Origin of the sequence: Fibrobacter sp. UWB12, from assembly GCF_900142485.1 — a bacterium.
Taxonomy (GTDB): domain Bacteria; phylum Fibrobacterota; class Fibrobacteria; order Fibrobacterales; family Fibrobacteraceae; genus Fibrobacter.
Map to the genome: position 1 here is coordinate 1 of NZ_FRAZ01000014.1, position 23,145 is coordinate 23,145.

A 23,145-nucleotide genomic window follows, 5' to 3' on the forward strand; every position below is an offset into this window, starting at 1 on the left:
CACCCGTTCCCATCCCGAACACGGAAGTTAAGCCTCAGATCGCCGATGGTACCTGGCCCCCGGGCCCGGGAGAGTAGGTCGCCGCTGGATTCACGCCCCGCTTGCCGAAACACGGCGAGCGGGGCTTTTTCTTTTTGTGCGCCCGCCCGCGCGAATCTTGCGGGGACGTTTCCGCGGCGGCTTATGCAAGACTATTTTTGTATATTCCATACAAATGACTAGACTTTCCGCGTACATCCTATTTTTCTCCCTTTTCCTCTTTGCATCTTGCGACTGCGCCAAAAAGGATTTCATGACCCCGAAACAGGGGGAGGTTGTTATAGATGTCAATACCGAAGAGTATTCGTTGAACGGGATCGTTATCGGTAAGACTGCCTTCGATATTATGTTGAATGTGGATTTGCTAATTGAGCCTCTCGATAATGAATTGCAAGAGATTCGAAGGGTTGAACAAGAAGAGGCTTTAAGGAAGGGAATTCCTGCCGATGAATCAAATGCTAGGCTTCATATCGATGAAAACCTTTCGTATGACGTTTTTTATAAAGTTATCGCTACGATGGGGTTCAGTGGATATGTATCAATTCAATATGTGATCGGCTCTAATTTCAGGGAACCGCTTGATATGAATTTGCCGGAAAGAAGTTCGTACCCTTTTTCAGATGAGGACATAAATCCTTATTCATGCCAACGAGCAAAAAAACGGAGGCAAATGGATAAGTTATCAGTAATGACTCCCCAAGAATTTAAAAGGATTATAACTGATGAAAAATTTCTGTATAGGCGTACTAATAGGCGTATTAAGGATACAGAATTGCTTGTAAAGTGTGCTCAAAAATTTATTGATTTATCCTTAGCTATAAAATCCAATGGAAATGGAGTTTCCTATGTAGTAAGCTTGAATGAATCTGGTTTGATTGATGGGGCAAAATTCTATACCTATGAAAATATAGATGATGTATGGAAATTTATAGAAGACATTCGTCTTAGACGGGAATTGCAAGATAAAGAAGATTGCGATCAGATATTTGTAGTTCTTGAAAGAGACATGATGGTCAAAAATCTTGCACCAGTAGCAAAAAAATTAAAAACTTTGGGTTATAAGATTCGATTGTATTTGGATTTGGAATAGTATGAGGAATAATGCATACAAATGTCCAGACTTTCCGCATACATCCTGTTCCTCTCCCTTTTCCTCCTTGCGGCCTGCGACAGCGCGAAGAAGGACTTTATGACTCCGAATCCGAACGAACCTGTTCTGGATGTTGGTCTCGATGAATATTCGCTGAACGGAAATGTTATCGGTAAGACCGCTACCGATGTTTCCGCTAATCAAGAGCTCTTGATTGTGCCTCTTGATGATGGGCTAAAAAAGATAAGAGTGTTTGAACAAGAGGAAGCTTTAAAAAACAACCAACCGGTTGATGAATGTATTAAAGCCAAGTTACATGTCGATGAAAATCTTTCTTTCGGTGATTTTTATAAAACTTTTGCGACAATGCATTTTGCTGGTTATTCAAATATAAAGTATGCTATCGGAACAAATTTTAAAGAAATTTATGATTTGAAATTACCCACGCGTTCTCGCCCGTGTTTGCACGTTAATCCCTTTTATATTTCTCCTCCTTTAAGGTATAAGTATATGCGTAATCGTCAAAAGTTGTCACTTGATGAAATATTAGCTCGATTAAAAATCAAGGATGCTTATAAGTTAGTTTGTTTTGTAGATTATTTTAAAGATTATAATTCTCTGGACTTGATGCTAAGCTTTTATCGTGAAAATGACAACATTGTTTATGCTATTAGCTTGAATGAAGGGGCTTTGAAAGCAAATCCCTCGTTTGATGGATTTTCATTCTATTCTTTTAATAATCTAGCGGATTTGTGGAAATTCATTGCTGATATTCGTTCTAAAGAAAAATTACAAAATGATAGTAATGATGTAAAAAGCTTTGTTGCAAAATGCACCTCTGACTTATTTGGAAAACATGCTTCCTTAATTTTTGAGAACGACGAGCTGATGAAGGATATCGCTCCATTGCTCAAAGGATTAAAGGCATACGGATATAATGGGGATAGGATTGCATTTTCGGTAGCGCTTTGGTGAAAAAAAAGCTATTCTTTGTCTCATGAATCCTAGAATATCCTTTGTATTGCAGATGTCGCCATCGACCTCGTATGAAAACCTTGAGGCGGTCGCGCGTAACTTGCTCGAAGGGATGAATGTTCTTCTGAATTCGGAACAGGTAAAGTGCTCCATCTTTTTGGATGGCCCGGTAATTGAGTCGCTTTACAATGTGGCAAAGCCGTTGATGTTCGGCAAGATTCAGAATGCGATTCGCAATGGGGTTCTCGAATTTTTGGGCGGTGGCTATTATGATCCTATGTTGCCGCTTTTTCCGGAAGATTTGCAGACGATGCAGCTGGAGTTGCATCGCGACTACTTGAAGAAGGTGCTTGGCGCAGAACCGCAGGGGTATTTCAATTCCTCGCTGGTGTGGGAGCCGGGCATGGCCGATGTTCTGGAACGCTCTCGTTTTGATTATGCACTTGTGACGGAAGCGGCTGTGCAAGATGCGCTTGGTCGCTCGACGCCTGTATCTGGCTGGTTTACGCTTGAAGATCGTGGTGCGCTTATCCGCATTGTGCCTGTGTCCGAGGTGCTTTCGAAGGCGATTGCCGAAGACAATCTTGCTTGGCGCAGCATTGCTGAACCATATTGCCGCGATGGAAAGTCTGCGGTGGCTCTTTTGGATATTCCGTCGGAACCAGCCCAGATTGTAGATTTTTTTGGACGTTTTGTAGATTTTGTCGAGACGAACGAAGTTCAGACTAGAACTGTCGGTTTTGCGGTGGATCAGCTTGAAACTTGTGGAACGATTAGCTTCCTTGTTTCGGCGGGTCGCAGGCTTGGGCTTCCTTCGACGGCGCGCACTTGTCGTGAACTTTTAATCCGTCGTCCAGAAATTAATATGCACCACAAGTCTTTCCTGAATTTGTACAGGAGAGCTCGCAGTGTGCTTTCGGGCAAGAAATGGCTCGAATTTTGCCATGCGCTTTTGCCGGCGATGGCTCCGCTTTATTTTAGGGACATGTTCAATCGTTCGGGTATGCGTTCCATGATGGTTCGCAAGCGCTCGAATCGTTTGTTGCTTTCGGCTTCGCAGATTCTTGATGATCTTACCGGTTTTTCTGGGCTTCGCGTGGATGTGTGCGACTTTTTGCTCAGGGGTAAAAAAATTCTGTTCTGCGAAAATCCGGAGTCCTCTTATTTGCTGGATTATCGCTTTGGCGGTGCGCTCCGTGCCTTGAATTATAAGGGCGGAAAAATCAATTTGGTGAATACCTGGCGCGACGATGGCGAGCCTTCTTTTGCCTTCTTGGATTGCCTTTTGCCGAATGTAGACTTTACGCCGGTTAAGTTGGAACAGATGCTTTATGACCGTAAACATCTGCTTGCGGATCCTTATGATTACCGCATTCTTCGTTCGGACTCGGGTACTGAGATTATGCTTGACGAAGAACAAGGTTTTGCAAGCGAAGAACGCAAGGCTTTGTTCAAGATAAAGAAGGTATTTACGTTCCAGGGCGATGCGGCCAAGTTTACGGTTTCGTATACAATCGACAATCTTGCCTACGTGAATACGAAGGGCTTTTTCGGGACCATTCTTGAACTTGGACTTTTGTCACGAGGTGATGTCAACAAGGTCGTGATTGACGGAATGAATGTCAAGTGGAACATGGTGGAACCGCTTTTGTATCCGGATGGAAAGTTGCTTGAAATCCGCGATGAAAAGGATGGCTGTGTTTTCCGAATGGCTTTTGATCGACCGACATCTATTTTTGTCGGCTCCATTTTTGGAGCGACATCGTCGGCTGCTCCGCAGGCGTTCCAGGGCATTCGCGTGTTCCCGTTCTGGAATGCGCCGTTCAATGTGCTTGACCGCAAGGCGTTTAAAATTTCAGTGTCGGTGACCAAGAGGTAAAGAATGCGAGCCGACTTGATTGATATCCAGGTTGAAGACCGCGGCGAAGAAGTTGAAATTTCACTGTATGGTATTCTCGGTGAATACCAGCTGTCGGCTGTTCGCGAAAAGCTGGAAATGCTTGTTCGCGGTCCGGGTATCTTTTTCTTTGTGAATCTTCAAAATGCTCGCTTTACGACGGATGCATATCGCGGCTTGTTCCTCGAAATTCTGAATTTGGTGAAGCAACAGAAAGCTTCGCTTATTTTGATTTTTAACAGCGACGAATTGCACGCCTATTTTGAGCGTTACAAGAACATTTTTGAAATTTACAGGAGTCGCGAGGAGTACCGTAAGTCGGGGCTTTCTAAGCAGGCTCACTTGGTCGGCCTTCATTACGAAAAGAGGTCTATCAGTCTCTCTCCTGGCTTTGCTGTTTCGGTCGCGCTTTTCCTTATTGGTTGGGCAATTACGTTGTTTGTTATTATTGTTGGACAAGGACGTGAAATTTCGGATAAGCAAGCTCAAATTACGGTTTTGGAAAGCCAAAAGGCGCGATACATCCGCGAAATTGATCGCCTTGAATCTGCAATTGGCCCGATGCGCAAACTTGGTGTTGTTCAGGATACGACTTTGCTAAGTTCCTTTGGTGCCATTCAAGATTGGGTCTCTTATCTCGAATACCTGGAGAAAACACGGCGTGAAAAGTAGAGTTCGGCTCTCTTCAATGAGCGTTAGCGTCTTGTTTATCATTGGTTTCGCCGTCTTGTTTTTTTTTGCGAGCGAATGGTATTCTAACAGGCTGAAACTTGAAAATTTAGCCAACCGCGAGCGAATTCTTCACAATGACCTTGAACATTTGGAAGTGGTGGGCAAGTGGACGCTGGATTACTTGAAAATCGAAAAGGCGCTCACGTATATGTTGGGGGATCGCATTTCTGAGGTCAGTTCTCGCATTTTGGCGGAACACTTGTGGCAGATTTCCCAATCGTATTCGCTGGATCCTTTGATTGTTCTTGCCGTGGTTGCACAGGAAAGTCGTGGAAACCCGCTTGCACGTGGACGTTTCCAGACCGGTAAATTCTCGGGGGCGCTGGGGCTGATGCAGATTAAGCTGGAAACCGCAAAAAAAATTGGTAGCAGGTTCGGTCTTATTATTGAAGGCGAAGACGACTTGATGCGCCCGGAAGTGAACGTGGTTGTAGGTTCGGCCTACTTGATTCGCTTGATTGGAAAGTACGGTAATTTGAGGGAGGCGCTAGTGGCTTACAACTTGGGCCATACTGCTGTCGATAAGCTCCTTGAAAAGAATGCTCCGCTCCCGACTTCTTACTATGAAGGTGTTGTGAGGCGATACAAGGACTTGGTAAACCACTGTTCCTTTTAAATGCCACTTTTATAAATAGCAACCCGTTTGTTATTTATTCTTTTTTCTAAATTCTAGCTGTGATTAGGAATTTGTTTTTTATTCTTGCAATGACGGGGATCGCCTTGGCGGGCGAAGTCCGTTATGACTGTTTGCGCTTTGTGGAGCAGGGGCTTGCGAGTGACCCGCAGATGGAAGAACTGCGTTATGGCACCGAAGCCAAGAAAAATAAGATTAACGCGCTCAAGTCCGAAGTCATTTTGCCGACTTTCTACGTGTCTATGATGGTGGGGCCTGCGCCGGGTCTCAAGGAATACAACGATTACTATTTCAATGATTCCGGAGATACCTTGGGTATTGAAAAAGCTGAAAAGTATGATTTTTCCAGAATGGGACCTTTCTGGGGTGTTGAAGCCAAGTTTATCCAACCATTAAATTTGGGCCAGTACCGCACGGGTAAGCTTGCTTTGGAAGCCGATTTGCAGCAAAAGACTTTTGAAATCGAAAACTCGACGCTCAAGAAAGAAGTTGAACTCCAGAGCTATTATTACAACTATCTCCTTGCCCTTGAAATGAAGCGCATAGCCGCTGATGCCCAGAAGCAAGTGGACAAGGCGTACGACCAGCTCGAAGAGGCTTTGGACGAAGATGAACCGACGGTTTCGCAGACGGACCTTTTGAATTTGAAGGCTAAAATGCATACGGTCAAGGAAGGCGTCATCGAGGCTGACCTTGGCATGAAGCGCGTGCAACTTGCTATCCGTTTTGCGTTAGGCTTGCAGGAAGGCGAGACTTTTGCTGCCGAAGATACAATCCTTGCGATTCGACCGGAACCGCTGCCGACAGAGGAACAGGTTCGCGAATGGACCCTCATGCATAATCCGGAACTCAAACAGCTCGATGCTGGTTTACGTGCTCGTCGATTCCAGATGGATTTGGCAGAGGCAAAACTTGCTCCCGAGTTCTTTGTCATGGGACAGTTCGAATACGTGAAGAGCTGGGCCGGAAACCGCAATGTAGTCCAGAAAAACGCATTTGCACAAGATGCCGTGAACAAAATTTCGGGGCTTATCGGTGTTGGCTTAAGGTATCGTTTGAATTTCTGGAAGAGCTGGGAAGATTTCCGCCAGGCGAGAACGGAATACCGAGGTCTTAAACTGAAGGAAAATTACGCTTCGAAAGGGCTTGTGGCTAAGGCTGTTGAACAGTATTATCAGGTCGTGGCAGCCAAGGGAAAGCTCGATGCTTTGCGTGAAAGTCTGCGTGCAACGGAATCGCTTTTGAAAGATGCCGCCATGAAATATGACCTCGATAAATCCCAAACTAGCGCTCTTGTATCGGCTTATACGCAGAATATAACCATGCAAAAAGATTATTATTTCGCAGTTTGCCGATATAATGTCGAATTTGCCGGATTAGTGGCAAAGATGGGGTTGTCTCTTAGCGACTATAAAACGTATTTTAAGTAAAAAAGAGGAGATTTAAAGATGTTTAAGAAAATTTTGATCGCTATTGCCTGTGCTTCGCTCTTGTCTTTTGCTGCTGAAGATCCAGTCTCTGTTGTGAAGAGCAAGGACGTTGAACTGCAGAACATCATCAAGAAGTCCAAGCGTACCGCCAAGGAAACGGAACGCGTCAAGAACCTTTTGAATGATTCCTTTGACTTTGCGCTCTTGGCCAAGAAGTCCTTGGCTGCTAGCGATTGGAAGGCTCAGGACGAAGCTTCTCAGCAGAAGTTCGTGGCGGAATTCCAGCGCATGGTCCGCAACTCTAGTGCAAATCGCCTTGAACTTTATCGTGCCGATTCCACGATTTATGAACCGGCCAAGATGAAGGGCTCGGACGACGCTCGCGTTATCGCTCACTTGTGGAACAAGGGCAAGGAATCGGTGCTCGAATACAAGATGACGATTGTGAACGGCAAGTGGAAGGCTTGGGACTTGGTCATCGACGACCTTTCGACGGCCCGCAACTACAAGGAACAGTTCAGCAAAATCTTGAAAGACAAGAGCTTTGCCGAATTGATCGATATTATCAGTAAAAAGGCCGACGAAGCCGAAAAGTAAATGGGCTTTTTTTCCTGGCTCCTTTGTTCTATTCTCGTTGTAGCGCTTGTGCTACTGCTTTTCCCGTTTTCTGTTCGAATTGAATTTGAAGCCGGGGAGCGCGGTGCGCGGGCGCTGTTCTTTTTTTTCAAGAAAAAGGTTTACGAGTACGAAAAAAAGTGGGGGAAGGAACAAGTAGGCAGTAGGAAGTCGGAAGTAGAAAGTGAAGAAAACGTAAAGGCTTCGACGAAGGATAAAAAGTCTGAAGATACTCAGAGTAGCGCAACAACACCTGTAAAGAGCGAAACGAAATCTTCCGAAAAGAAAGAACAAACAGTTGAATCGCCTGAGAAGACTAAATCGGTCGAGGCGGGGGCTGTCGAGGCTGTCGCGAAACATCCTGAAGTAACGACCGCAGAGAAAAAGGCAATGGATCCTATCGAGGCCAAGCCTCTCCAGGATGACTATAGTGAGCCTGCCGCAAAATCGGAGCCGGAAGAAAAGAAAACAGCGGATGTTAAGGATGCTGCGAAGCCAGCGCTTGTAAGCGAACCGATTTCTACGGAACCTGCTTCGAAGTCAGAAAAAGTAAAGTCTAATGATTCGAAATCGGATGATTCGGAATTGTCGAAAGCAGAAAAGCCCGAAAAAAAGAAACCAAAAAAAGAAAAGCGCAAGCTTTCGGACCGTGAATTTTGGACCATCATTTTGACGCCGGATTTTGATGCTAGGGCCTTTAGGTATGTGTTGAAGATTCTTGGTGCAGTGTTTTCTTTGTTCCGCATTCGCTTTAAGGATTGCTTTGTCGAAGGTATCCAGACGGATTACCAGACCATGGGCTATATCGCGGCAGTGAACGGATTTTTGAAGGCTTACCCGTACGTTGGCGATTGGGACTTGAGAATGGACTGGTGTCGCGAAAAGGGACTTCGTGCGGCAGGAACAGTTCGATTGAGTATTACCTTGCTCCGCGTTTTCTGTTTTGTGCTTGAAACGCTTGTGCTTGCTGGAATTTTGGCGTTCAGCTTTTGGCGCCGTCGCGCCCGCGTGATTAAAACAAATGAACTTCCGGAACTGGGATTTGTTCGCAGAAAGATTCTGAATATTATTTTGGAGGACTGATGGCCGTTTTGACTTTGGAACGTTTACTGGCTTCGATGGGCTTTGGCAGCCGCAAGGATGCGCGCGCGTTAGTGCGCATGGGCCTTGTGGAACTGGATGGCAAGGTTCTCGATGATCCGTTTATGGAATTTAAGGTACGTCCAGAGTTTATTACGGTGAACGGCGAAGAAGCGCCGACGGTCGAGAAGTTGTATGTGATGCTTTACAAGCCGACGGATGTGGAATGCAGCCACAACGCTCGTGACCACAAGCCCGTGTACGATTTGCTGCCGGAACGCTTTACGGCAATGGGCATTCAATCCGTCGGGCGCTTGGATGCAGATTCTTCGGGACTCCTGCTGCTCTCGAATCAGGGTGACTTTATCCACAAGGTCGAAAGCCCGAAGAAGGGACTCTGGAAAAAGTATCGTGTGACACTTGCGCGACCGTTTACAGATGCGCAGAAGGCAGAACTCTTGGCGGGCGTGATGCTCAAGGACGAACGACGTCCAGTGCTGGCTCGCGAAATTGAAGTGAACGGTGATGCTGTAGATATTTCGATTGGCGAGGGACTGTACCATCAGGTCCGCCGCATGTTCGCTGCGGTCGGCAATCACGTGGAAACTTTGGAACGCGTTGCGATTGGACCGGTTGTTCTGGATCGTACGCTAGGCGAGGGCGGTTGGCGATTCCTCACCGAAGAAGAAGTCGCTTCGTTATCGTAGAAGGAGATGCCCGCTCGGAGGCGGGCATGACAAAGAAAAGCCGGCGTTCAAGCCGACTTTTTCGTATCAGGTGTGAAAGCCTGATTTTTGGGGTTCAACGTTCGTTTAGATGGAATCGTACTCGCTATTGACGTGAACGATTTCGTTTTCGGTTTCAAGTTCCGGCTGCACAGAGGCTTCGCCGAGAATGCCTTCGAGCGAATTGATCTTATCCTTAATGTCGTTGCTGAACTTGAATGTCGGGACCAAACGTTCGTCGATGATGACAGTTTCGCCGGTGCGGGGATTGCGTGCCGGTCGAGCCTTGCGAGGCTTGCACGCGAACGTGCCGAAACCGCGAATTTCAATAGTATTGCCTTCGATAAGCTTCTCGCCGAGGAGGTCAAGGAACTGTTCGACTACAATTTTAATATCATTGCGCACAAATCCGGTGGATTTGGCGATTTCTTGAATAAGAGATTGTTTAGTAATATTAGCCACGCACTAAATATAAGTTTAACATAGACTTAGAGTGATGGTTGATGTGAAATTAAATATCTTTTTCGGGTTCACATTGCGGAATATTTGTGAATAGTTGTGACTTAAATGTTGAAGATTGATAATTTGCCTAAAAAGGTCCGTTTTAGTCTCCGTGATAAGGAGATTTTCCCCAATACTATCTTGAGTCCGATGGACGGGGTGACCGATGCTCCGTTCCGGCGTCTTTGCCGAGTGCTTTCGGGTGATCGCATGGGACTTTTGGTTTCGGAGTTTGTTCCGACGGATGGCGATGCCGTATTCAACCCGGATGGTCACAAGCAACTGAAGTTTTTCCCCGAAGAGCGCCCGTTTGGCGTTCAGATTTTTGGTCGTTTCCCGGATCGCATGGCGGTGGCTGCCGGCAAGATTGCCGAGCGTTACCACCCGGAATTCATCGAAGTGAATGCGGGGTGTCCGGCGCCGAAGGTGGCGGGCAAGGGGAGCGGTTCTGGTCTTTTGCGGGACTTGCCGCGCTTGCAAGAGATTCTGCACGACGTGAAGGCGGTTTTGGACGCAAAGACGCCGGAGATTCCGCTCACGCTTAAGTGCCGTATTGGCTGGGACGACGATAGCATCAACGTGATGGAAACGCTCAAGATTGCCGAGAGCGAGGGCGTTGAAATGCTCACGGTTCACGGTCGCACGCGTTTGCAGGGCTATAACGGCCTCGCGAACTGGGACTGGATTGGCAAAGTCGCCGCTGCGGCAAAGATTCCCGTGATTGGCAATGGCGATGTGAATAGCGTCGAATGCGCACGCGAACGCATCAATACTTATGGTGTTTCGGGCGTGAGCATTGGGCGCGGGGCGATGCATAACCCGTGGATTTTCGGGCAGATTGCCGATGCGTGGGAAGGCCGTGAAAAGCATGTGATTACCGCGCAAGAAGCGCTTGATGTGTTCCCGCTCTATTACAAGTTCAAGATTGAAGATGGGGCGACAGAAATGAATGCGATGGGCCGCATGAAACAGCTCGCCGCGCGTTTATGTAAGGGATTTTGTTTGGACGTGAAATGTTGTCATCCTGGAGCCGAAGGCGATAGGATCCAAGAGAGCGATAACGTCGCGATGTCGGTGCGGCAGGCACTTTTGACATGCCAATCGGCTGCAGAAATGCTCGATTGCGTTGAAAAGCTCAAGGACGGGATTGCCCGTGAAATGGTCTTTGAGCCGGAACGCCTCGTGAACCTCAATGGCGCCAAAGAAACCGAACTCAAGTTCGGCGACCAGTTTAAAGGCCGTTGATATTATCAATAAATGCGTGAAAAAATAACTGTATAAGAAATTATTGTTAATCGTCGAGAGAATAAAGCGTCGGCCAAGGATGGGGAGGGTGCAGGGAGGGGCCCGTGCGGCCTTCGCAACTCCGAGCTGGGGCCCCGCCCGCATGACGTACTTTTATTATTAAAAAAATGATGAAGTGCTGATTCTTTCAGCATAAAAACAAGTACTCAAAAAAAATCTCAAAAATTTACATTTACCTCTTGATTTTGAGTCGAAATTTGAGTACATTTAAAACATGGAAAAAACAATCGACATATTTCAGTTTACTCATTTCCGCAAGTACCTGGATGAGTACCAGGCTGCTCGTGTGCAGACCGACCCTGAATTTACCAGGGCGGGGGCCTGCGCTTTGCTTGGCCTCCCCAAGACTCGCAGTTATTATAACGATATTGTCAAAGGCAAAAAGCTCACCGGGCGCATGATTCCCAAGTTCGTGGAGGTCCTTGGACTCAACAAAAAAGAAGCCAAGTACTTTGAAACGATGGTGAATTTTGACCAAGCGAAAACGACGACGGAACGTAATGCATTTTTTGATGAACTTATCAAGCAACATCCGGATCCGCACCACATTTTGAATGAAGATGCGTACGAGTATTACAATCACTGGTACAATAGCGTGTTGTTTACTGCGTTAGATGTGATGGATATTTCGGATGACCTTGAACCGATTCAAAAGCGCATTTTCCCCAAGGTTTCCGTGGGAACATTAAAACGTTCGCTCGAACTGTTGGAACGCATTGGCTTTGTACGCAAGAACGAAGACGGCTTTTGGAAAAGCTCGCGCGATTCGGTAAGTAGCGGGGCTTACAACAATAACGACTTGGTGCGTCAATACCAATTGCAGTGCTTTGAACTTTCGAAGCAGGCGCTGCTTGCTGATGATGACAATCCGTCGGATATGGGAACGTTCACGTTCAGCGTTTCGGATGACGCCTATAAAGAAATTGCCTTGGAAATTCAGAACTTGAAAGCCAAGGTGCGTAAAATTATTACGCAAGACAAGAAAGATGCGACTGGTGTACACCAGTTGAATATTCACTTGTTCACGAATTTAAAAAAATAAAAACGAGGAGGAATGATTATGTTTACATATAAGATTGCAAAAATGGGTGCCGCCGTGGCTATGCTTGGTCTTGGATTGCTTGCCGCTTGCAGTGGTAGCGATGTTGCGTCGTCGTACAGCGAAACGCAGACGGGAAAGCCTGTGATTATGCCAGGAACGCCTATTGCCGAACTAGATACTGCATATATCCGCAAGGTTATTGATGAAGGTCATGGTGGTTGCGGTTCACTTGCCAAGAGCGCTGCTGACGTAGAACCGGAAGTCATTGCTGACGCTGATAGCGTTGTTGAAAAAAAGCCTATTGGTTATGCCCGTTTTACTTGTAAAGCCTATGATGATATTCAATTGTATATGAATGCTCGCGTTCAGGTGGTTGATAGTGCGGGTAATCCTGTACAGGGGGCTACTGTTTATGAAGGGGCTTGTTCGTACAATAATAAAGCTTGTCAGTATACTACGGATAAGGATGGCTATATCTACATGGATAGCGTGAACTTCCTGACTTATTTGGAAACGGAATCCAAAAAAGTTGAGAATAGATATTATCCTAGTTATAAAACACTTCAGTTGCGCGTGCTTTCGGCGGATTCTAGCTTGGGTACCAATATCTATTCTAGTTTTTCGAAGGCAACGGTTGTGGAAGTTAATGGGGAGGCTGTTGCTGAATTGGAAAAGATTGTCCTAGAACCTGTGTATACGGCTAAGGTGTATTTGGATTCTCTTCACAGGTTGTCGGGAAACTTTGGTATTTGCTTGGAAATGAAATATGGAACTTCTTCGCTTTATGATGGCGAAAAACGTCCTCGTACTTTTTCTCCTTGTCAAATAGTTACTGATGAAGATAATGAAAAAGGTTATGTAATTATTTATGGCATGCCTGAGGGAACCTATGAGATTTCTTTAGGTGAGACCCAGAATGGTATTTCTGCGGGAGGCTTGTTCCCATCGTTGGTGGTGACAAAGCCATAGTCGATTGTAAGGAATACGTTAGGAGGAAAAGTTTCAGCGACTCTTCGGGGTCGCTGAAATTTTTTTACACTAGAATTGTTTTGGAAATGTATGGTAAATCACGCATTTTTTTGCAAAAAGATGAAAAATATTCTATATACAGAATGTGAAAAGTTTTATTTCTGCCCATAAGCTCATTCAGATTGTTATCCTGATTATTCTCGGTATTGTCGTCAACCGATTGCTTGCCGATTTGGTTATCCAATTAGAATTGCCGCTGTACTTGGATAGCGTGGGTACGATTGTCGTTGCTGTGATTGGTGGGTTTAGCCCTGGTGCAATTGTTGGATTCTTGACAAACTTCATTGGCGGTTTTGTCGATTCTTCGACATTTTACTACGGCACGATTAACGTGATGATTGCTGTGTGCGCGGGGATTGCAGCTAGGCGTGGAGCGTTTGATAAGATTACCCGTTTGCCGGTATTGCTTGGGATGTTGATGATTCTGAGCATTCCGTGCTCGGTGCTTTCGTATTTTCTTTTTGACTTCAATATTGCAGAAAATGTGGTAACTCCGATTGCAACGGCGCTTCATGATCGTGGGCTGCCTGTTTTGCTTTCTCAGATTTTGGCGGACTTCTGCACGGAAATTCCGGATAAGTCCATAACGATTATTATTGCGTATGTCGTGATTCGCTTGACGCCACGTTGGTTTATCAAGGCGTTTGATTCTGTTTCGGGCCGTTCGCACGAAGATCGCTACCGTTCCAAGAATGAAATCCATACGCTCAAGGCGCAGGTGACGGCGCTCTTGTTCGTGTCGAGTTTTGCGCTTGCTGTGGTTGCTACGGCCGTTGCTTACAAGACTTATTCCGAAGCTGAAATCCATGAGACAACGCTTTTGGCAGAATCGGTGAACAGGCTTGTGTCGGATGCTATCCAGAATGCGGATTCGGCTACGCTTCATGATTATATTCATGACCTTAAGGGGCGGCATCCGCGCATTTTGACGATTACGCCTGGCATGCATGAGACGGGCAAGTGGGATGTCTCGATTGTCTGTACCGAGGCTCCAAATTTGGTCTGTACCAAGTTTAGTCTTGCTGCGATTCGAATCAGCGTGGTGCTGTTCTGCACGAAGATTTTCTCGACGTTGTTTGGACTTTTGCTCGCAATTGTGTTTACGGCCATCTTGATTGCAAATCGTAGGGTGGTTTATCCGATTCATGAAATGACTCTTGAAATGGATCATTTTGCATACGACAGTAGCGAAGGGCGCCGGACATCGATTGACCAGATTAAGGGTCTTGAAGTGGTGACGGATAACGAAATCGAGAATCTACATTCGGCGATTATCAAGGCTGTCGAAGAAATTGATTTGTACATCAACAAGTCCGAACACCAGGCGGCTTCGATTGCTGCGCTCCAGACGAACATCATTACGGTGCTTGGCGACATGGTTGAAAACCGCGACGAGACGACGGGTGGACATGTGCACCGTACGGCTGCGTATGCCGAACTGATTGCTCGACAGTTGCAGCGTGATGGCAAGGAACCTGAAATTAATGATGCGTTTGTTTCGACGATCGCTGTGGCGGCTCCGCTCCATGACATTGGCAAGATTAGCATTTCTGACGTGATTTTGAATAAGCCTGGTAAGCTGACGGATGAAGAGTTTGCCCAGATGAAGTTGCACACGGTCTATGGTCGCGATATGCTCGTGCGTGCATCTAAGAACTTGGGTGAGACATCTTACCTTAAGATGGCAAAGGAAATTGCTTATTGCCACCACGAATGGTGGGATGGCTCGCGAGGCTATCCGGAACGCTTGAAAGGGACCGAAATTCCTCTTTCTGCGCGTATTATGGCGGTCGCGGACGTGTTTGACGCTTTGGTGTCGGAACGCCCTTACAAGAAGCCTTTCTCGGTGGATGAGGCTTTCCGCATTATCACTGAGGAAAGCGGCACGCACTTTGACCCGGAAATTGTCGATGCGTTCGTGAAAAACCGCGAAACCATCGAAAAAATCATGAAAACCAAGTTTGAAGATTAAAATCTTACATCTTTTTTCACAGCGTGTAGTTGTTTCAAAAAATGTATAACGATTTATCGTTGTGAGTGCAAAAGCGTCGGCCACAACCTTAAAAGGCGAACGCAGCGGGGCTGCTTGCTGCCCCATTGCTGAGTCGTAAGGTTGGCGCTTGCGCCAGGATGGGTAAAAAACTCCGAGCTGGGGCCCCGCCCGCCGCGTGACGTGCATTTTTATTTTTCAAAAAGAATTATTGGCGAAGAGCCATTATTAATTCTTTTTTGATGTCCTTTTAATCTTGCGACAGGGCCACAATTTTTCTAAATTGCCCCGCGGAAATTTCAAAACAGGACATTGAGAATGAACTACAATCCTCTCGCTCAATCTTTGAACGCAGAACTCTCCGCAAACGGTTGCTGCGTTCTTGATATGCTCTCTGAACAGGGCAAGGCCATTTTCTTCCCGCGCAAGGGTATTCTTGGCCAGGGTGCCGAAGCCAAGGGCTCCGACATCAATGCGACAATCGGTACAGCTCTCGAAGATGACGGCTCTCCGCTCGTTTTGGACTGCGTTCTCAAGTCTCTGAATCTCCCGAAGCAGTCCTTCCTCTATGCTCCGAGCTTCGGTAATCCGGACCTCCGCAAGGAATGGAAGGCTCAGGTCATTAAGAAAAACCCGACGCTTGCTTCCAAGAATTTCAGCAATCCGGTGGTGACCTGCGCTTTGACGCACGCCATTAGCTGCGCTGGTTACCTTTTCCTCGACGCTGGCGACGAAGTCATCATCCCGGACCTCTACTGGGACAACTACGAGCTCGTGTTCGAAAACGCCCGTGGCGCAAAGATCAAGACGTTCAACACCTTCAAGAACGGTGGCTTTGATACGGAAGCCTTGAAGGCCGCCCTCGCCGAAAGCAAGAGCAACAAGAAAGTCGTTCTCCTCAACTTCCCGAACAACCCGACTGGCTACACCGCAACAGAAGTGGAAGCTGTCGAAATTGCAAAGATTCTTACGGAATGCGCTGCTGCCGGCAACAAGGTCGTGGCTCTCCTCGACGATGCTTACTTTGGACTCGTCTATGAAGATGGCGTGACGAAGGAATCCCTCTTCGTGAAGCTTGTCGATGCTCACGAAAACCTCCTCGCTGTGAAGCTCGATGGCCCGACCAAGGAAGACTACGTTTGGGGCTTCCGCGTTGGCTTTATGAGCTTTGGTTTCAAGGGCGCTACCGAAGCCCAGCTCAAGGCTCTCGAAGACAAGGCTGCCGGTACGGTTCGTGGAAACATCTCTAACGGCCCGTCCATTAGCCAGAAGATTTTGCTCGCCGCTTACCAGAGTGCCGAATACGCTCAGCAGAAGGCCGAAAAGTACGCCACCTTGAAGAAGCGTTACGACATCATCAAGGAAGTCTTGGCCGCACATCCGGAATACAAGGAAGCCTTTGACCCGATGCCGTGCAACAGCGGTTACTTTATGTGCATCAAGCCGAAGGGCGTTGACGCCGAAGAACTCCGCCAGAAGCTCATCAAGGATTACAGCACGGGCACGATTATGCTCTCGGGCCTTATCCGCATTGCTTTCAGCGCAGTTCCGACCGAAAAGCTCGGCAAGCTCTTTGAAAATATCTATAATTGCATCAAGGAAATGAAATAGGTATTAGGGATTAGGTATTAGGGTTTAGTTGAAATAATCGTGGCGAAGCCACCCATAAAACGACGCACGAAGTGCGCAATACTTAATCCTAAAACCTGTAACCTATAACCTAAAACCTAACCGGAGAATCCATGTCCAATAACGCAACCTTAAACTACAACGGAAAAAGCTACGAACTCCCCGTCGTTGATGGCACTGAAGGCGAGCACGGTCTCGATATCAGCGCGCTTCGCAAGAGTTCTGGCCTTGTCACGCTGGATTACGGTTACTTGAACACCGGTAGCACTAAAAGCTCTATCACGTTCGTCGATGGCGAACATGGTGTGCTGCGCTACCGAGGATACTCCATTGAAGATCTTGCAGAAAAGGCGACTTTCCCGGAAACCGCTTGGCTCCTGATTTACGGTGAACTCCCGAATCAGGAACAGTTGAGCCATTTCCGCACGCTCTTGACCGAAAACGCTCTCTTGCACGAGAACTTGCTGCACTTCTTCCGCGAAATGCCGCCGGGAGCTCACCCGATGGGTATTCTCTCGTCTGTGGTGAATGCCGTGGGTCTTTTCACGCCGCGTTTCTATGACGATGAAAACATCGCAAGCGCATTCGAACTCACGACCGCAGGCCTCATTTCGAAGATTCGCACGATTGCCGCATTTGCTTACAAGGCAAGTATCGGTGAACCGTTCGTGTATCCGGAAGCAGAACGCAGCTACTGCAGCAACTTCCTCAACATGATGTTCAGCAGTAAGGCTCGCCCGTACCACCCGGATCCGATTATGGAAAAGGCGCTCAACACGCTCCTCATTGTCCATGCGGACCACGAACAGAACTGCTCCACTTCGACCGTTCGTATGGTGGGCAGCTCTCAGGCTAACCTTTACGCTAGCATTTGCGCCGGCATTTGCGCCTTGTGGGGCCCGCTCCACGGTGGTGCAAACCAGGCTGTGCTCGAAACGCTTCTCCGCATCCAGCAGAGCGGCATGACGATTGAACAGGTGATGGATAAGGCCAAGGACAAGAACGATCCGTTCCGTCTTTCTGGTTTTGGTCACCGTGTTTACAAGAGCTATGACCCGCGCGCCAAGGTGCTGAAAAAGCTCATGTACCAGGTGTTCGAACGCGAACATGTGCACGATCCGCTTTTGGATGTGGCAATCAAGCTCGAAGAAGCTGCCCTCAAGGACGATTACTTCATTGCACGTAAGCTCTATCCGAATGTGGACTTCTACTCTGGCATTCTCTACCGCGCCATGGGCATCCCGACGAACATGCTCACGGTGATGTTTGCGATTGGTCGTTTGCCGGGTTGGATTGCTCACTGGAAGGAAATGCACGACGATCCGCAGAGCAAGATTAACCGTCCTCGCCAGATTTACACCGGCAAGACGGAACGCCCGTGGATTGATCGCGATAAACGATAAGTTTTCAAGTCCCTGGCAACTGCGCCGGGGGCTTTTAGCTTTACGAAAAAAGCGAACCTTTTCGGGTTCGCTTTTTCTATAGAATCGAGCAGTTCTTATGGGCTGTCTTAGATAACTTTCGGGCGGCCGGACCGCATTGACAATAGGGAATCGACCATTTCGTTCCAATGTTCCAGCACAACCTTGCCGATGGCGGGGTCGTACATTTTGCCTAGATTCTTCTCGATTTCATTGCGGCAGTAGTCCAGCGACATGGCATCGCGGTAGACGCGCTTGCTTGTCATGGCGTCGATGGAGTCTGCAATGGCAATCACGCGGGCGCCTATTGGGATGTCTTCGCCTTTGAGACCTTCCGGGTAGCCGCGGCCATCATAGCGTTCATGGTGATGCAATACAATCTGCACCATTTCGTGCGTGTAGTTTGACTGCATTAGAATCTTTGCGCCAATGACCGGATGCTGTTTAATAATATCGAATTCTTCGTCGGTGAGTTTTCCCGGTTTTGTAAGTACGTTGTCCTGAATGCCTATCTTGCCGATATCATGCAAGTGTGCCGCATTTGTAATCAACGATATTGAACTTTCCGAAAGACCTAAGAAACGGGCAATCAGTTCTGAGTACGCTTTTACGCGGTCTGAATGGTGTGCCGTGTAAGAATCTTTTGCTTCTTCGACTGAAATTAGGCAAGAAATCAGGTCCTTGAGATTCTGGTTCTCGTTGCTTTCAGACGATTTGTGATAACGTACCTTGTCGCGATACATGTTCAAGTCGGCTTCCATTTTCCAGTCACTAATAGACTTGCGGACTCCGGTCTCGCTGCATAGGCGACTTTCGCCTACAGCAATCGACAAATGGTACAAAGCCGTCTTGTTGTATTCCTCGATTCCTCTCCTCAATTGTCTTTGCAGCTTGAACAGCGAATCAAGCGGGGCTCGCATAACAACAACAAATTCATCGCCTCCGATTCTAAAGCAATTCCCGGTGGTGCCGTAGGCTCCTTTGATTGCGTTAGCAGCTGCGACGATTAGTGCATCGCCTGCCTGGTGGCCAAAGGTGTCGTTTGCATATTTTAGGCCGTTCACGTCCATCAAGAGCATGGTCCAATTGCTTGTTTTGGATTGTTCTTGATTGATTGTGTCTAGAAGTGCATCGAATGCAAGTCTGTTTTCGAGGCCCGTTAAGCTGTCTGTCGTAGCAACATCTTGCAAGTGTTCGTTCATTACGCGTAACTTGCTGTTAATCTGTTCTAGTTCAAAAGATGTTTCGCTAATGAATGTTGCCATGCGGGCTGCAAGCGGCAGACGTGTAGACTTTTCCGAAATATGTTCTATTTTTTTGTCTTCGTTTCTTACTATTGGGCCTTCACGCATCGAAGCGATAACAAGCGTGATGTTATGTTGGTTCAAATGTCCTTTTTCACGCAAAAATTCGCCATGCGAGAAAAATCCAGTGCTGGTGGCTAGATTCTTGAATGGTGTAATTTCATAGGTCGGTTCATGCTGCGACCAGAACGCTTTTCGTGCAGCGCATGAGAAAATATGCATGACTTCTGGGGCGAAAAGTTCGGCGCTTTCGCTTTCGGCCCTGATTTTTTCGACAATCAACTGAGGTTCGCCATACGACAGGCGGACTATCGAGCCTTCGTCTATATCCGAAGACATGGTGAGTGAACCGTCTGGATTACTTGCGCCTGCTGCACGTACAATTGAAATGCCGTTATGCTCGTAGAGCATCGGGAATTCAAGAGCGTTATAAAAGAAATTATTGTCGTTCTTGATGTTCAGGTACTTGTTGTACACTTCGTAGGCTGGAAGGCTGCTCAATTCATAAAGGACGTTGCCTTTGGAACGGGTAACGTGGAAGTTACGACCGATGGGTTTCCAGCCGCTAATCTTGCGTGATTCAACAAAGAACTCTTCGCCGCCATAGAACACGACCAAAAGACCGGTCTTGGTGTAGCCGCCTACTGACGAAAAAACACAGGATTCCGGACTTGTGATATCGGGGGAACAAACGATACCGCCAAAAATCTGGATGTGCGGTGCTAAGGAGTCGAGGCCCTCGCAAAGATGCGTTGTAGAAAAAGGTGCAATGCAATGATAAATTTCAACGGCCTTCACCCAGGGGTTATGGTTGGCCTCTTTTACAATTTCGTTTGCAATGTCCTTGATTGATTTTTGGGAGAAATCGTACTGATGAATCTTAAATTTTGTTGTCGGCTTTTCAAATATGATGGCGGACACCGAAATATCGCCAGTTTTTTCGCAGTTAACAATGTTTCCGCTAGTCGAGTTGCCGAACCATGGAACATCGGGAAAAACTTTTTCCAAGATGTCCCAAACAGGCTTCAGTTTTTCCGGATCCAATATTGCAGAATGAATCTGGAAACATACGGTAGGCGAACCGTTTTCCTTGCACCAGTTGCTAAACTGGACAAGTTCTTTTTCGAATGCCCCCGCATCGTTAAAAGCAAAAAATCTGTTTTTCATTTAGAGTTCCCCTTCTTATTACAGCTAGGCCGTAATTAGACTTTAAAAATATATCATATCTAAATGGAATATGGCTAGGGAAAAGTCTAAATTTTTGCCGATAATCGCAAAAAATAGCCTTTTTATGCAAAAAAGCCATCCACGGGAGTGGATGGCGTAAAGCGTTTTGCTGTTTATTTGACAAAATTAAGCAAACGGAGTCATAACCTGCCAGAGCACGGCCTTGTGAGCGTGCAGGCGGTTTTCTGCTTCTTCGAAGCTCATGTTCACGTCGAGATTGTCCATCACGGAGTCCGTGATTTCTTCGCCGCGGTGAGCCGGGAGGCAGTGAGAAACCTTGCAGTGAGCCGGAGCGAGCTTCAAGAGTTCATCGTTGATCTGGAACGGCAAGAAGTGAGACTGCTTTGTAGCCTTTTCGCCTTCCTGACCCATGGAGACCCAAACATCGCTATAGAGAATGTCGGCGTCCTTGACGGCATCCTTCGGGTCGTTGAATACGCGGTACTGGCAGCCATGCTTCTTGAGGAGCGGCAATGCTTCTTCGACAACCTTGGAAGGCTGTTCAAAACCCTTCGGGCAGGCGAGCGTGAAGTTCATACCGATCTTGGCGGCAAGGGCGAGGAAGGAGTTTGCAACGTTGTTGCCGTCACCGATGAAGGCGACTGTCTTCGGCTTGCCATCGGCGTTCATGAAACCACCGAGGTTTTCGTTAATCATCTGGGCAAAAGCGATGGCCTGGCACGGATGATAGTCGTCGGTCAATGCGTTCACGACCGGAATGGAACCGTATTCAGCAAGTTCTTCGACGAGCTGCTGCTTGAAGCAACGGACTACAATGGCGTTTACCCAGCGGCTGAGGCAGCGGGCAACGTCCTTGACGCTTTCGCGCTTGCCAAGCCCGATAGAATCCGGGGAGAGGAGCACGGCGTGGCCGCCGAGCTGGTTCATGCCCACCTGGAAAGTTGTAATAGTTCGCAGAGACGGTTTTTCGAAGAACATGCCGATGTTCTGGCCGTGGAGACGGTCAGAGACTTTGCCCGCGTGGACTTCTTTCTTGAGCTGCGAGGCGATGGCGACGGTTTCGAGAATACGTTCTTCACTCCAGTCCATGAGGCGGAGGAAGTGTTTGTTGCGATCGATCATTTCTATTCCTTTGGGCGAAACCCTATTATACCATTGATTAAAAAATCATCCGGTTCTTATTGTATTTCGTGATTTCCGAGCGTTTTCCTAGGCTTTACTAAATGAAAAACGAAAAAAACGGAGCTTTTACACTCCGTCTTACAGGAAATCACAAGAAAATGCTAACGGATATTAGCGAAGTTTCTTTTTGTGACGGTCACGACGACGGCGTTTCTTACGCTTGTGAGTCGCAATCTTCCTGCGCTTTCTTTTCTTTCCGCAAGGCATATTGTATCTCCGTTAAAGGTTAAACATAAAAATACGCCACCAAATAGAGAAAAAAAATTCTCGTTTGTCAAGGGGTGGGCTTAAGTTTTAACACTATTCCGCAACCATCTCCATTGCTTTTCGGATGAGGGCGGCGGCGCCTCCGTAAAGGTGCGCGCGGGGGCTTTCGTTGCTCAGCATGGCACGGAATTTACGGGCTCCCGGGAGGCCTGCAAAAAGTCCGTAGAGGTGCTTCACGAGAATCGTTGCAGGGCAGCCTTCGGCAGTCTGTTTTTCGACGTAGGGGAGGTAAGCTTCGAGGAGCGCCTTTCGTGTGGCGGGGATTGCATTCCCGGCGATAATTTCTGCCGGGTCGTTACTTTCGGGGCGGACATCCCCGAAAATTCTCGCATCGGCATCGTGCAAAAACCACGGATTCTCGTAGGCTTCGCGACCGACCATCACGCCATCCAAATCCTGGAGTTGCTCTTCGATCTGGTCGAGCGTCTTGATTCCGCCGTTGATGCTCAAGTTGAGCTCGGGCATTTCGGCCTTGAGGCGGTGGACGAACTCGTAATGGAGCGGTGGCACTTCGCGATTTTCTTTAGGCGAAAGGCCTTTGAGCCATGCCTTGCGTGCGTGTACGATAAAGATTTTGCAACCGGCATCCTTAATAGTTTGGATAAAGTCTGTGAAAAATTCCCAGCTGTCCATGTCATCAACGCCAATGCGGCACTTGATAGAAACCGGAATCGAAACGGCGTCTTGCATGGCCTTGAAACAGTCGGCGACAACTTGCTTTTCTTTCATGAGGCATGCACCGAAGTTCCCGTTTTGCACACGGTCCGAAGGGCAACCGCAATTCAAGTTGACTTCGCTAAAGCCTGCGGCTTCGACAAGCTTTGAAGCTGCGGCAAGGTCTGCGGGGTTGCTACCGCCGAGTTGCAATACGGCGGGATGTTCAAAAGGTTCATGACCGAGGAATAAGTCTTTGTTTTCGCAGTGCAAAAGCCCCGTGGACACGACCATTTCGCTATAGAGCAAAATGTGCTTGGAAAGCAAACGCAAAAAATAGCGTTCGTGGCGGTCCGTGCAGTCGAGCATCGGAGCGATAGAAAGTCTACGATTAAAGTCGATATTCATGCACGTAA

At 47.4% G+C, this 23,145-nt stretch carries 20 protein-coding genes and 1 rRNA gene; 17 read left to right on the forward strand and 4 right to left on the reverse strand.

Features of this window, described 5'->3' with window-relative positions; genetic code table 11:
* The 10 genes from rrf to BUA34_RS15110 form a co-directional block, all read left to right on the forward strand.
* Positions 1 to 90: ribosomal RNA gene (gene rrf / locus BUA34_RS15060) — 5S ribosomal RNA — on the forward strand; the annotation flags it as partial.
* A 202-nt stretch (positions 91 to 292) separates the two neighbouring features.
* Positions 293 to 1,129 (forward strand): hypothetical protein, encoded by an 837-nt coding sequence (locus tag BUA34_RS15070; protein ID WP_072831041.1) that lies wholly within the window; start codon positions 293 to 295, stop codon positions 1,127 to 1,129.
* Between the two features lie 99 nt (positions 1,130 to 1,228).
* Positions 1,229 to 2,104 carry a hypothetical protein gene (locus tag BUA34_RS15075; RefSeq protein WP_139255964.1) on the forward strand — a complete coding sequence of 292 codons (876 nt, stop codon included), beginning with the start codon at positions 1,229 to 1,231 and terminating at the stop codon, positions 2,102 to 2,104.
* 22 nt (positions 2,105 to 2,126) lie between these two features.
* Positions 2,127 to 3,983, forward strand: coding sequence for a polysaccharide deacetylase family protein (locus BUA34_RS15080; RefSeq protein ID WP_072831044.1), 1,857 nt, complete (start codon positions 2,127 to 2,129; stop codon positions 3,981 to 3,983).
* 3 nt (positions 3,984 to 3,986) lie between these two features.
* The gene (locus tag BUA34_RS15085) at positions 3,987 to 4,673 is read left to right on the forward strand and encodes a hypothetical protein (protein WP_072831046.1); all 687 of its coding nucleotides are present in this window, start codon (positions 3,987 to 3,989) and stop codon (positions 4,671 to 4,673) included.
* 16 nt (positions 4,674 to 4,689) lie between these two features.
* Positions 4,690 to 5,349, forward strand: coding sequence for a lytic transglycosylase domain-containing protein (locus BUA34_RS15090; protein WP_072831048.1), 660 nt, complete (start codon positions 4,690 to 4,692; stop codon positions 5,347 to 5,349).
* Between the two features lie 71 nt (positions 5,350 to 5,420).
* Positions 5,421 to 6,797, forward strand: a complete 1,377-nt coding sequence (locus BUA34_RS15095; RefSeq protein WP_254794520.1) for a TolC family protein — start codon at positions 5,421 to 5,423, stop codon at positions 6,795 to 6,797.
* Between the two features lie 18 nt (positions 6,798 to 6,815).
* Entirely contained in the window at positions 6,816 to 7,394 is a 579-nt protein-coding gene (locus BUA34_RS15100) for an MlaC/ttg2D family ABC transporter substrate-binding protein (protein ID WP_072831052.1), read from the forward strand.
* The gene (locus tag BUA34_RS16135; protein WP_072831054.1) at positions 7,395 to 8,495 is read left to right on the forward strand and encodes a hypothetical protein; all 1,101 of its coding nucleotides are present in this window, start codon (positions 7,395 to 7,397) and stop codon (positions 8,493 to 8,495) included.
* The gene (locus BUA34_RS15110) at positions 8,495 to 9,199 is read left to right on the forward strand and encodes a pseudouridine synthase (RefSeq protein WP_083579817.1); all 705 of its coding nucleotides are present in this window, start codon (positions 8,495 to 8,497) and stop codon (positions 9,197 to 9,199) included. The genes BUA34_RS16135 and BUA34_RS15110 overlap by 1 nt, the downstream gene beginning before the upstream one ends.
* A 105-nt stretch (positions 9,200 to 9,304) precedes the next feature.
* Here the strand turns inward: BUA34_RS15110 and BUA34_RS15115 are convergent, their stop codons facing one another.
* Positions 9,305 to 9,679 (reverse strand): HU family DNA-binding protein, encoded by a 375-nt coding sequence (locus tag BUA34_RS15115; protein WP_072831056.1) that lies wholly within the window; start codon positions 9,677 to 9,679, stop codon positions 9,305 to 9,307.
* A gap of 105 nt (positions 9,680 to 9,784) precedes the next feature.
* Between BUA34_RS15115 and BUA34_RS15120 the strand changes: the two genes are divergently transcribed.
* The 6 genes from BUA34_RS15120 (at position 9,785) to BUA34_RS15145 (ending at position 18,116) form a co-directional block, all read left to right on the forward strand.
* Positions 9,785 to 10,963: a tRNA dihydrouridine synthase gene (locus BUA34_RS15120; protein WP_072831058.1), complete on the forward strand. Its 1,179-nt coding sequence runs from the start codon at positions 9,785 to 9,787 to the stop codon at positions 10,961 to 10,963.
* 274 nt (positions 10,964 to 11,237) lie between these two features.
* Positions 11,238 to 12,065: a TIGR02147 family protein gene (locus BUA34_RS15125; RefSeq protein WP_072831060.1), complete on the forward strand. Its 828-nt coding sequence runs from the start codon at positions 11,238 to 11,240 to the stop codon at positions 12,063 to 12,065.
* A 12-nt stretch (positions 12,066 to 12,077) separates the two neighbouring features.
* Complete coding sequence (locus BUA34_RS15130; protein ID WP_175545471.1) at positions 12,078 to 13,034, forward strand: hypothetical protein; 957 nt, start codon at positions 12,078 to 12,080, stop codon at positions 13,032 to 13,034.
* A gap of 145 nt (positions 13,035 to 13,179) precedes the next feature.
* Entirely contained in the window at positions 13,180 to 15,066 is a 1,887-nt protein-coding gene (locus BUA34_RS15135) for an HD-GYP domain-containing protein (protein ID WP_072831064.1), read from the forward strand.
* 336 nt (positions 15,067 to 15,402) lie between these two features.
* Positions 15,403 to 16,695, forward strand: a complete 1,293-nt coding sequence (locus BUA34_RS15140; protein WP_072831066.1) for an aminotransferase class I/II-fold pyridoxal phosphate-dependent enzyme — start codon at positions 15,403 to 15,405, stop codon at positions 16,693 to 16,695.
* A gap of 131 nt (positions 16,696 to 16,826) precedes the next feature.
* Entirely contained in the window at positions 16,827 to 18,116 is a 1,290-nt protein-coding gene (locus BUA34_RS15145) for a citrate synthase (protein ID WP_072831068.1), read from the forward strand.
* Positions 18,117 to 18,223: 107 nt separating this feature from the next.
* Here the strand turns inward: BUA34_RS15145 and BUA34_RS15150 are convergent, their stop codons facing one another.
* Both BUA34_RS15150 and argF read right to left on the reverse strand, forming a co-directional pair.
* Positions 18,224 to 20,605, reverse strand: coding sequence for an HD domain-containing phosphohydrolase (locus BUA34_RS15150; RefSeq protein ID WP_072831070.1), 2,382 nt, complete (start codon positions 20,603 to 20,605; stop codon positions 18,224 to 18,226).
* Positions 20,606 to 20,791: 186 nt separating this feature from the next.
* Positions 20,792 to 21,748 (reverse strand): ornithine carbamoyltransferase, encoded by a 957-nt coding sequence (argF, locus tag BUA34_RS15155; protein ID WP_072831072.1) that lies wholly within the window; start codon positions 21,746 to 21,748, stop codon positions 20,792 to 20,794.
* Between the two features lie 101 nt (positions 21,749 to 21,849).
* Between argF and BUA34_RS15980 the strand changes: the two genes are divergently transcribed.
* Positions 21,850 to 22,038, forward strand: a complete 189-nt coding sequence (locus BUA34_RS15980) for a hypothetical protein (RefSeq protein WP_173474617.1) — start codon at positions 21,850 to 21,852, stop codon at positions 22,036 to 22,038.
* 70 nt (positions 22,039 to 22,108) lie between these two features.
* On the opposite strand, the gene dusA is transcribed toward BUA34_RS15980, so the two are convergent.
* Positions 22,109 to 23,137: a tRNA dihydrouridine(20/20a) synthase DusA gene (dusA, locus tag BUA34_RS15160; RefSeq protein WP_072831074.1), complete on the reverse strand. Its 1,029-nt coding sequence runs from the start codon at positions 23,135 to 23,137 to the stop codon at positions 22,109 to 22,111.
* Positions 23,138 to 23,145: the final 8 nt, after the last annotated feature.

Coding starts and splice junctions, on each gene's coding strand:
- BUA34_RS15070 (WP_072831041.1), top strand. CDS start 293: ATGACCCCGAAACAGGGGGAGGTTGTTATAGATGTCAATACCGAAGAG.
- BUA34_RS15075 (WP_139255964.1), top strand. CDS start 1,229: ATGACTCCGAATCCGAACGAACCTGTTCTGGATGTTGGTCTCGATGAA.
- BUA34_RS15080 (WP_072831044.1), top strand. CDS start 2,127: ATGAATCCTAGAATATCCTTTGTATTGCAGATGTCGCCATCGACCTCG.
- BUA34_RS15085 (WP_072831046.1), top strand. CDS start 3,987: ATGCGAGCCGACTTGATTGATATCCAGGTTGAAGACCGCGGCGAAGAA.
- BUA34_RS15090 (WP_072831048.1), top strand. CDS start 4,690: ATGAGCGTTAGCGTCTTGTTTATCATTGGTTTCGCCGTCTTGTTTTTT.
- BUA34_RS15100 (WP_072831052.1), top strand. CDS start 6,816: ATGTTTAAGAAAATTTTGATCGCTATTGCCTGTGCTTCGCTCTTGTCT.
- BUA34_RS16135 (WP_072831054.1), top strand. CDS start 7,395: ATGGGCTTTTTTTCCTGGCTCCTTTGTTCTATTCTCGTTGTAGCGCTT.
- BUA34_RS15110 (WP_083579817.1), top strand. CDS start 8,495: ATGGCCGTTTTGACTTTGGAACGTTTACTGGCTTCGATGGGCTTTGGC.
- BUA34_RS15120 (WP_072831058.1), top strand. CDS start 9,785: ATGTTGAAGATTGATAATTTGCCTAAAAAGGTCCGTTTTAGTCTCCGT.
- BUA34_RS15125 (WP_072831060.1), top strand. CDS start 11,238: ATGGAAAAAACAATCGACATATTTCAGTTTACTCATTTCCGCAAGTAC.
- BUA34_RS15130 (WP_175545471.1), top strand. CDS start 12,078: ATGATTATGTTTACATATAAGATTGCAAAAATGGGTGCCGCCGTGGCT.
- BUA34_RS15140 (WP_072831066.1), top strand. CDS start 15,403: ATGAACTACAATCCTCTCGCTCAATCTTTGAACGCAGAACTCTCCGCA.
- BUA34_RS15145 (WP_072831068.1), top strand. CDS start 16,827: ATGTCCAATAACGCAACCTTAAACTACAACGGAAAAAGCTACGAACTC.
- BUA34_RS15150 (WP_072831070.1), bottom strand. CDS start 20,605: ATGAAAAACAGATTTTTTGCTTTTAACGATGCGGGGGCATTCGAAAAA.
- argF (WP_072831072.1), bottom strand. CDS start 21,748: ATGATCGATCGCAACAAACACTTCCTCCGCCTCATGGACTGGAGTGAA.
- BUA34_RS15980 (WP_173474617.1), top strand. CDS start 21,850: ATGAAAAACGAAAAAAACGGAGCTTTTACACTCCGTCTTACAGGAAAT.
- dusA (WP_072831074.1), bottom strand. CDS start 23,137: ATGAATATCGACTTTAATCGTAGACTTTCTATCGCTCCGATGCTCGAC.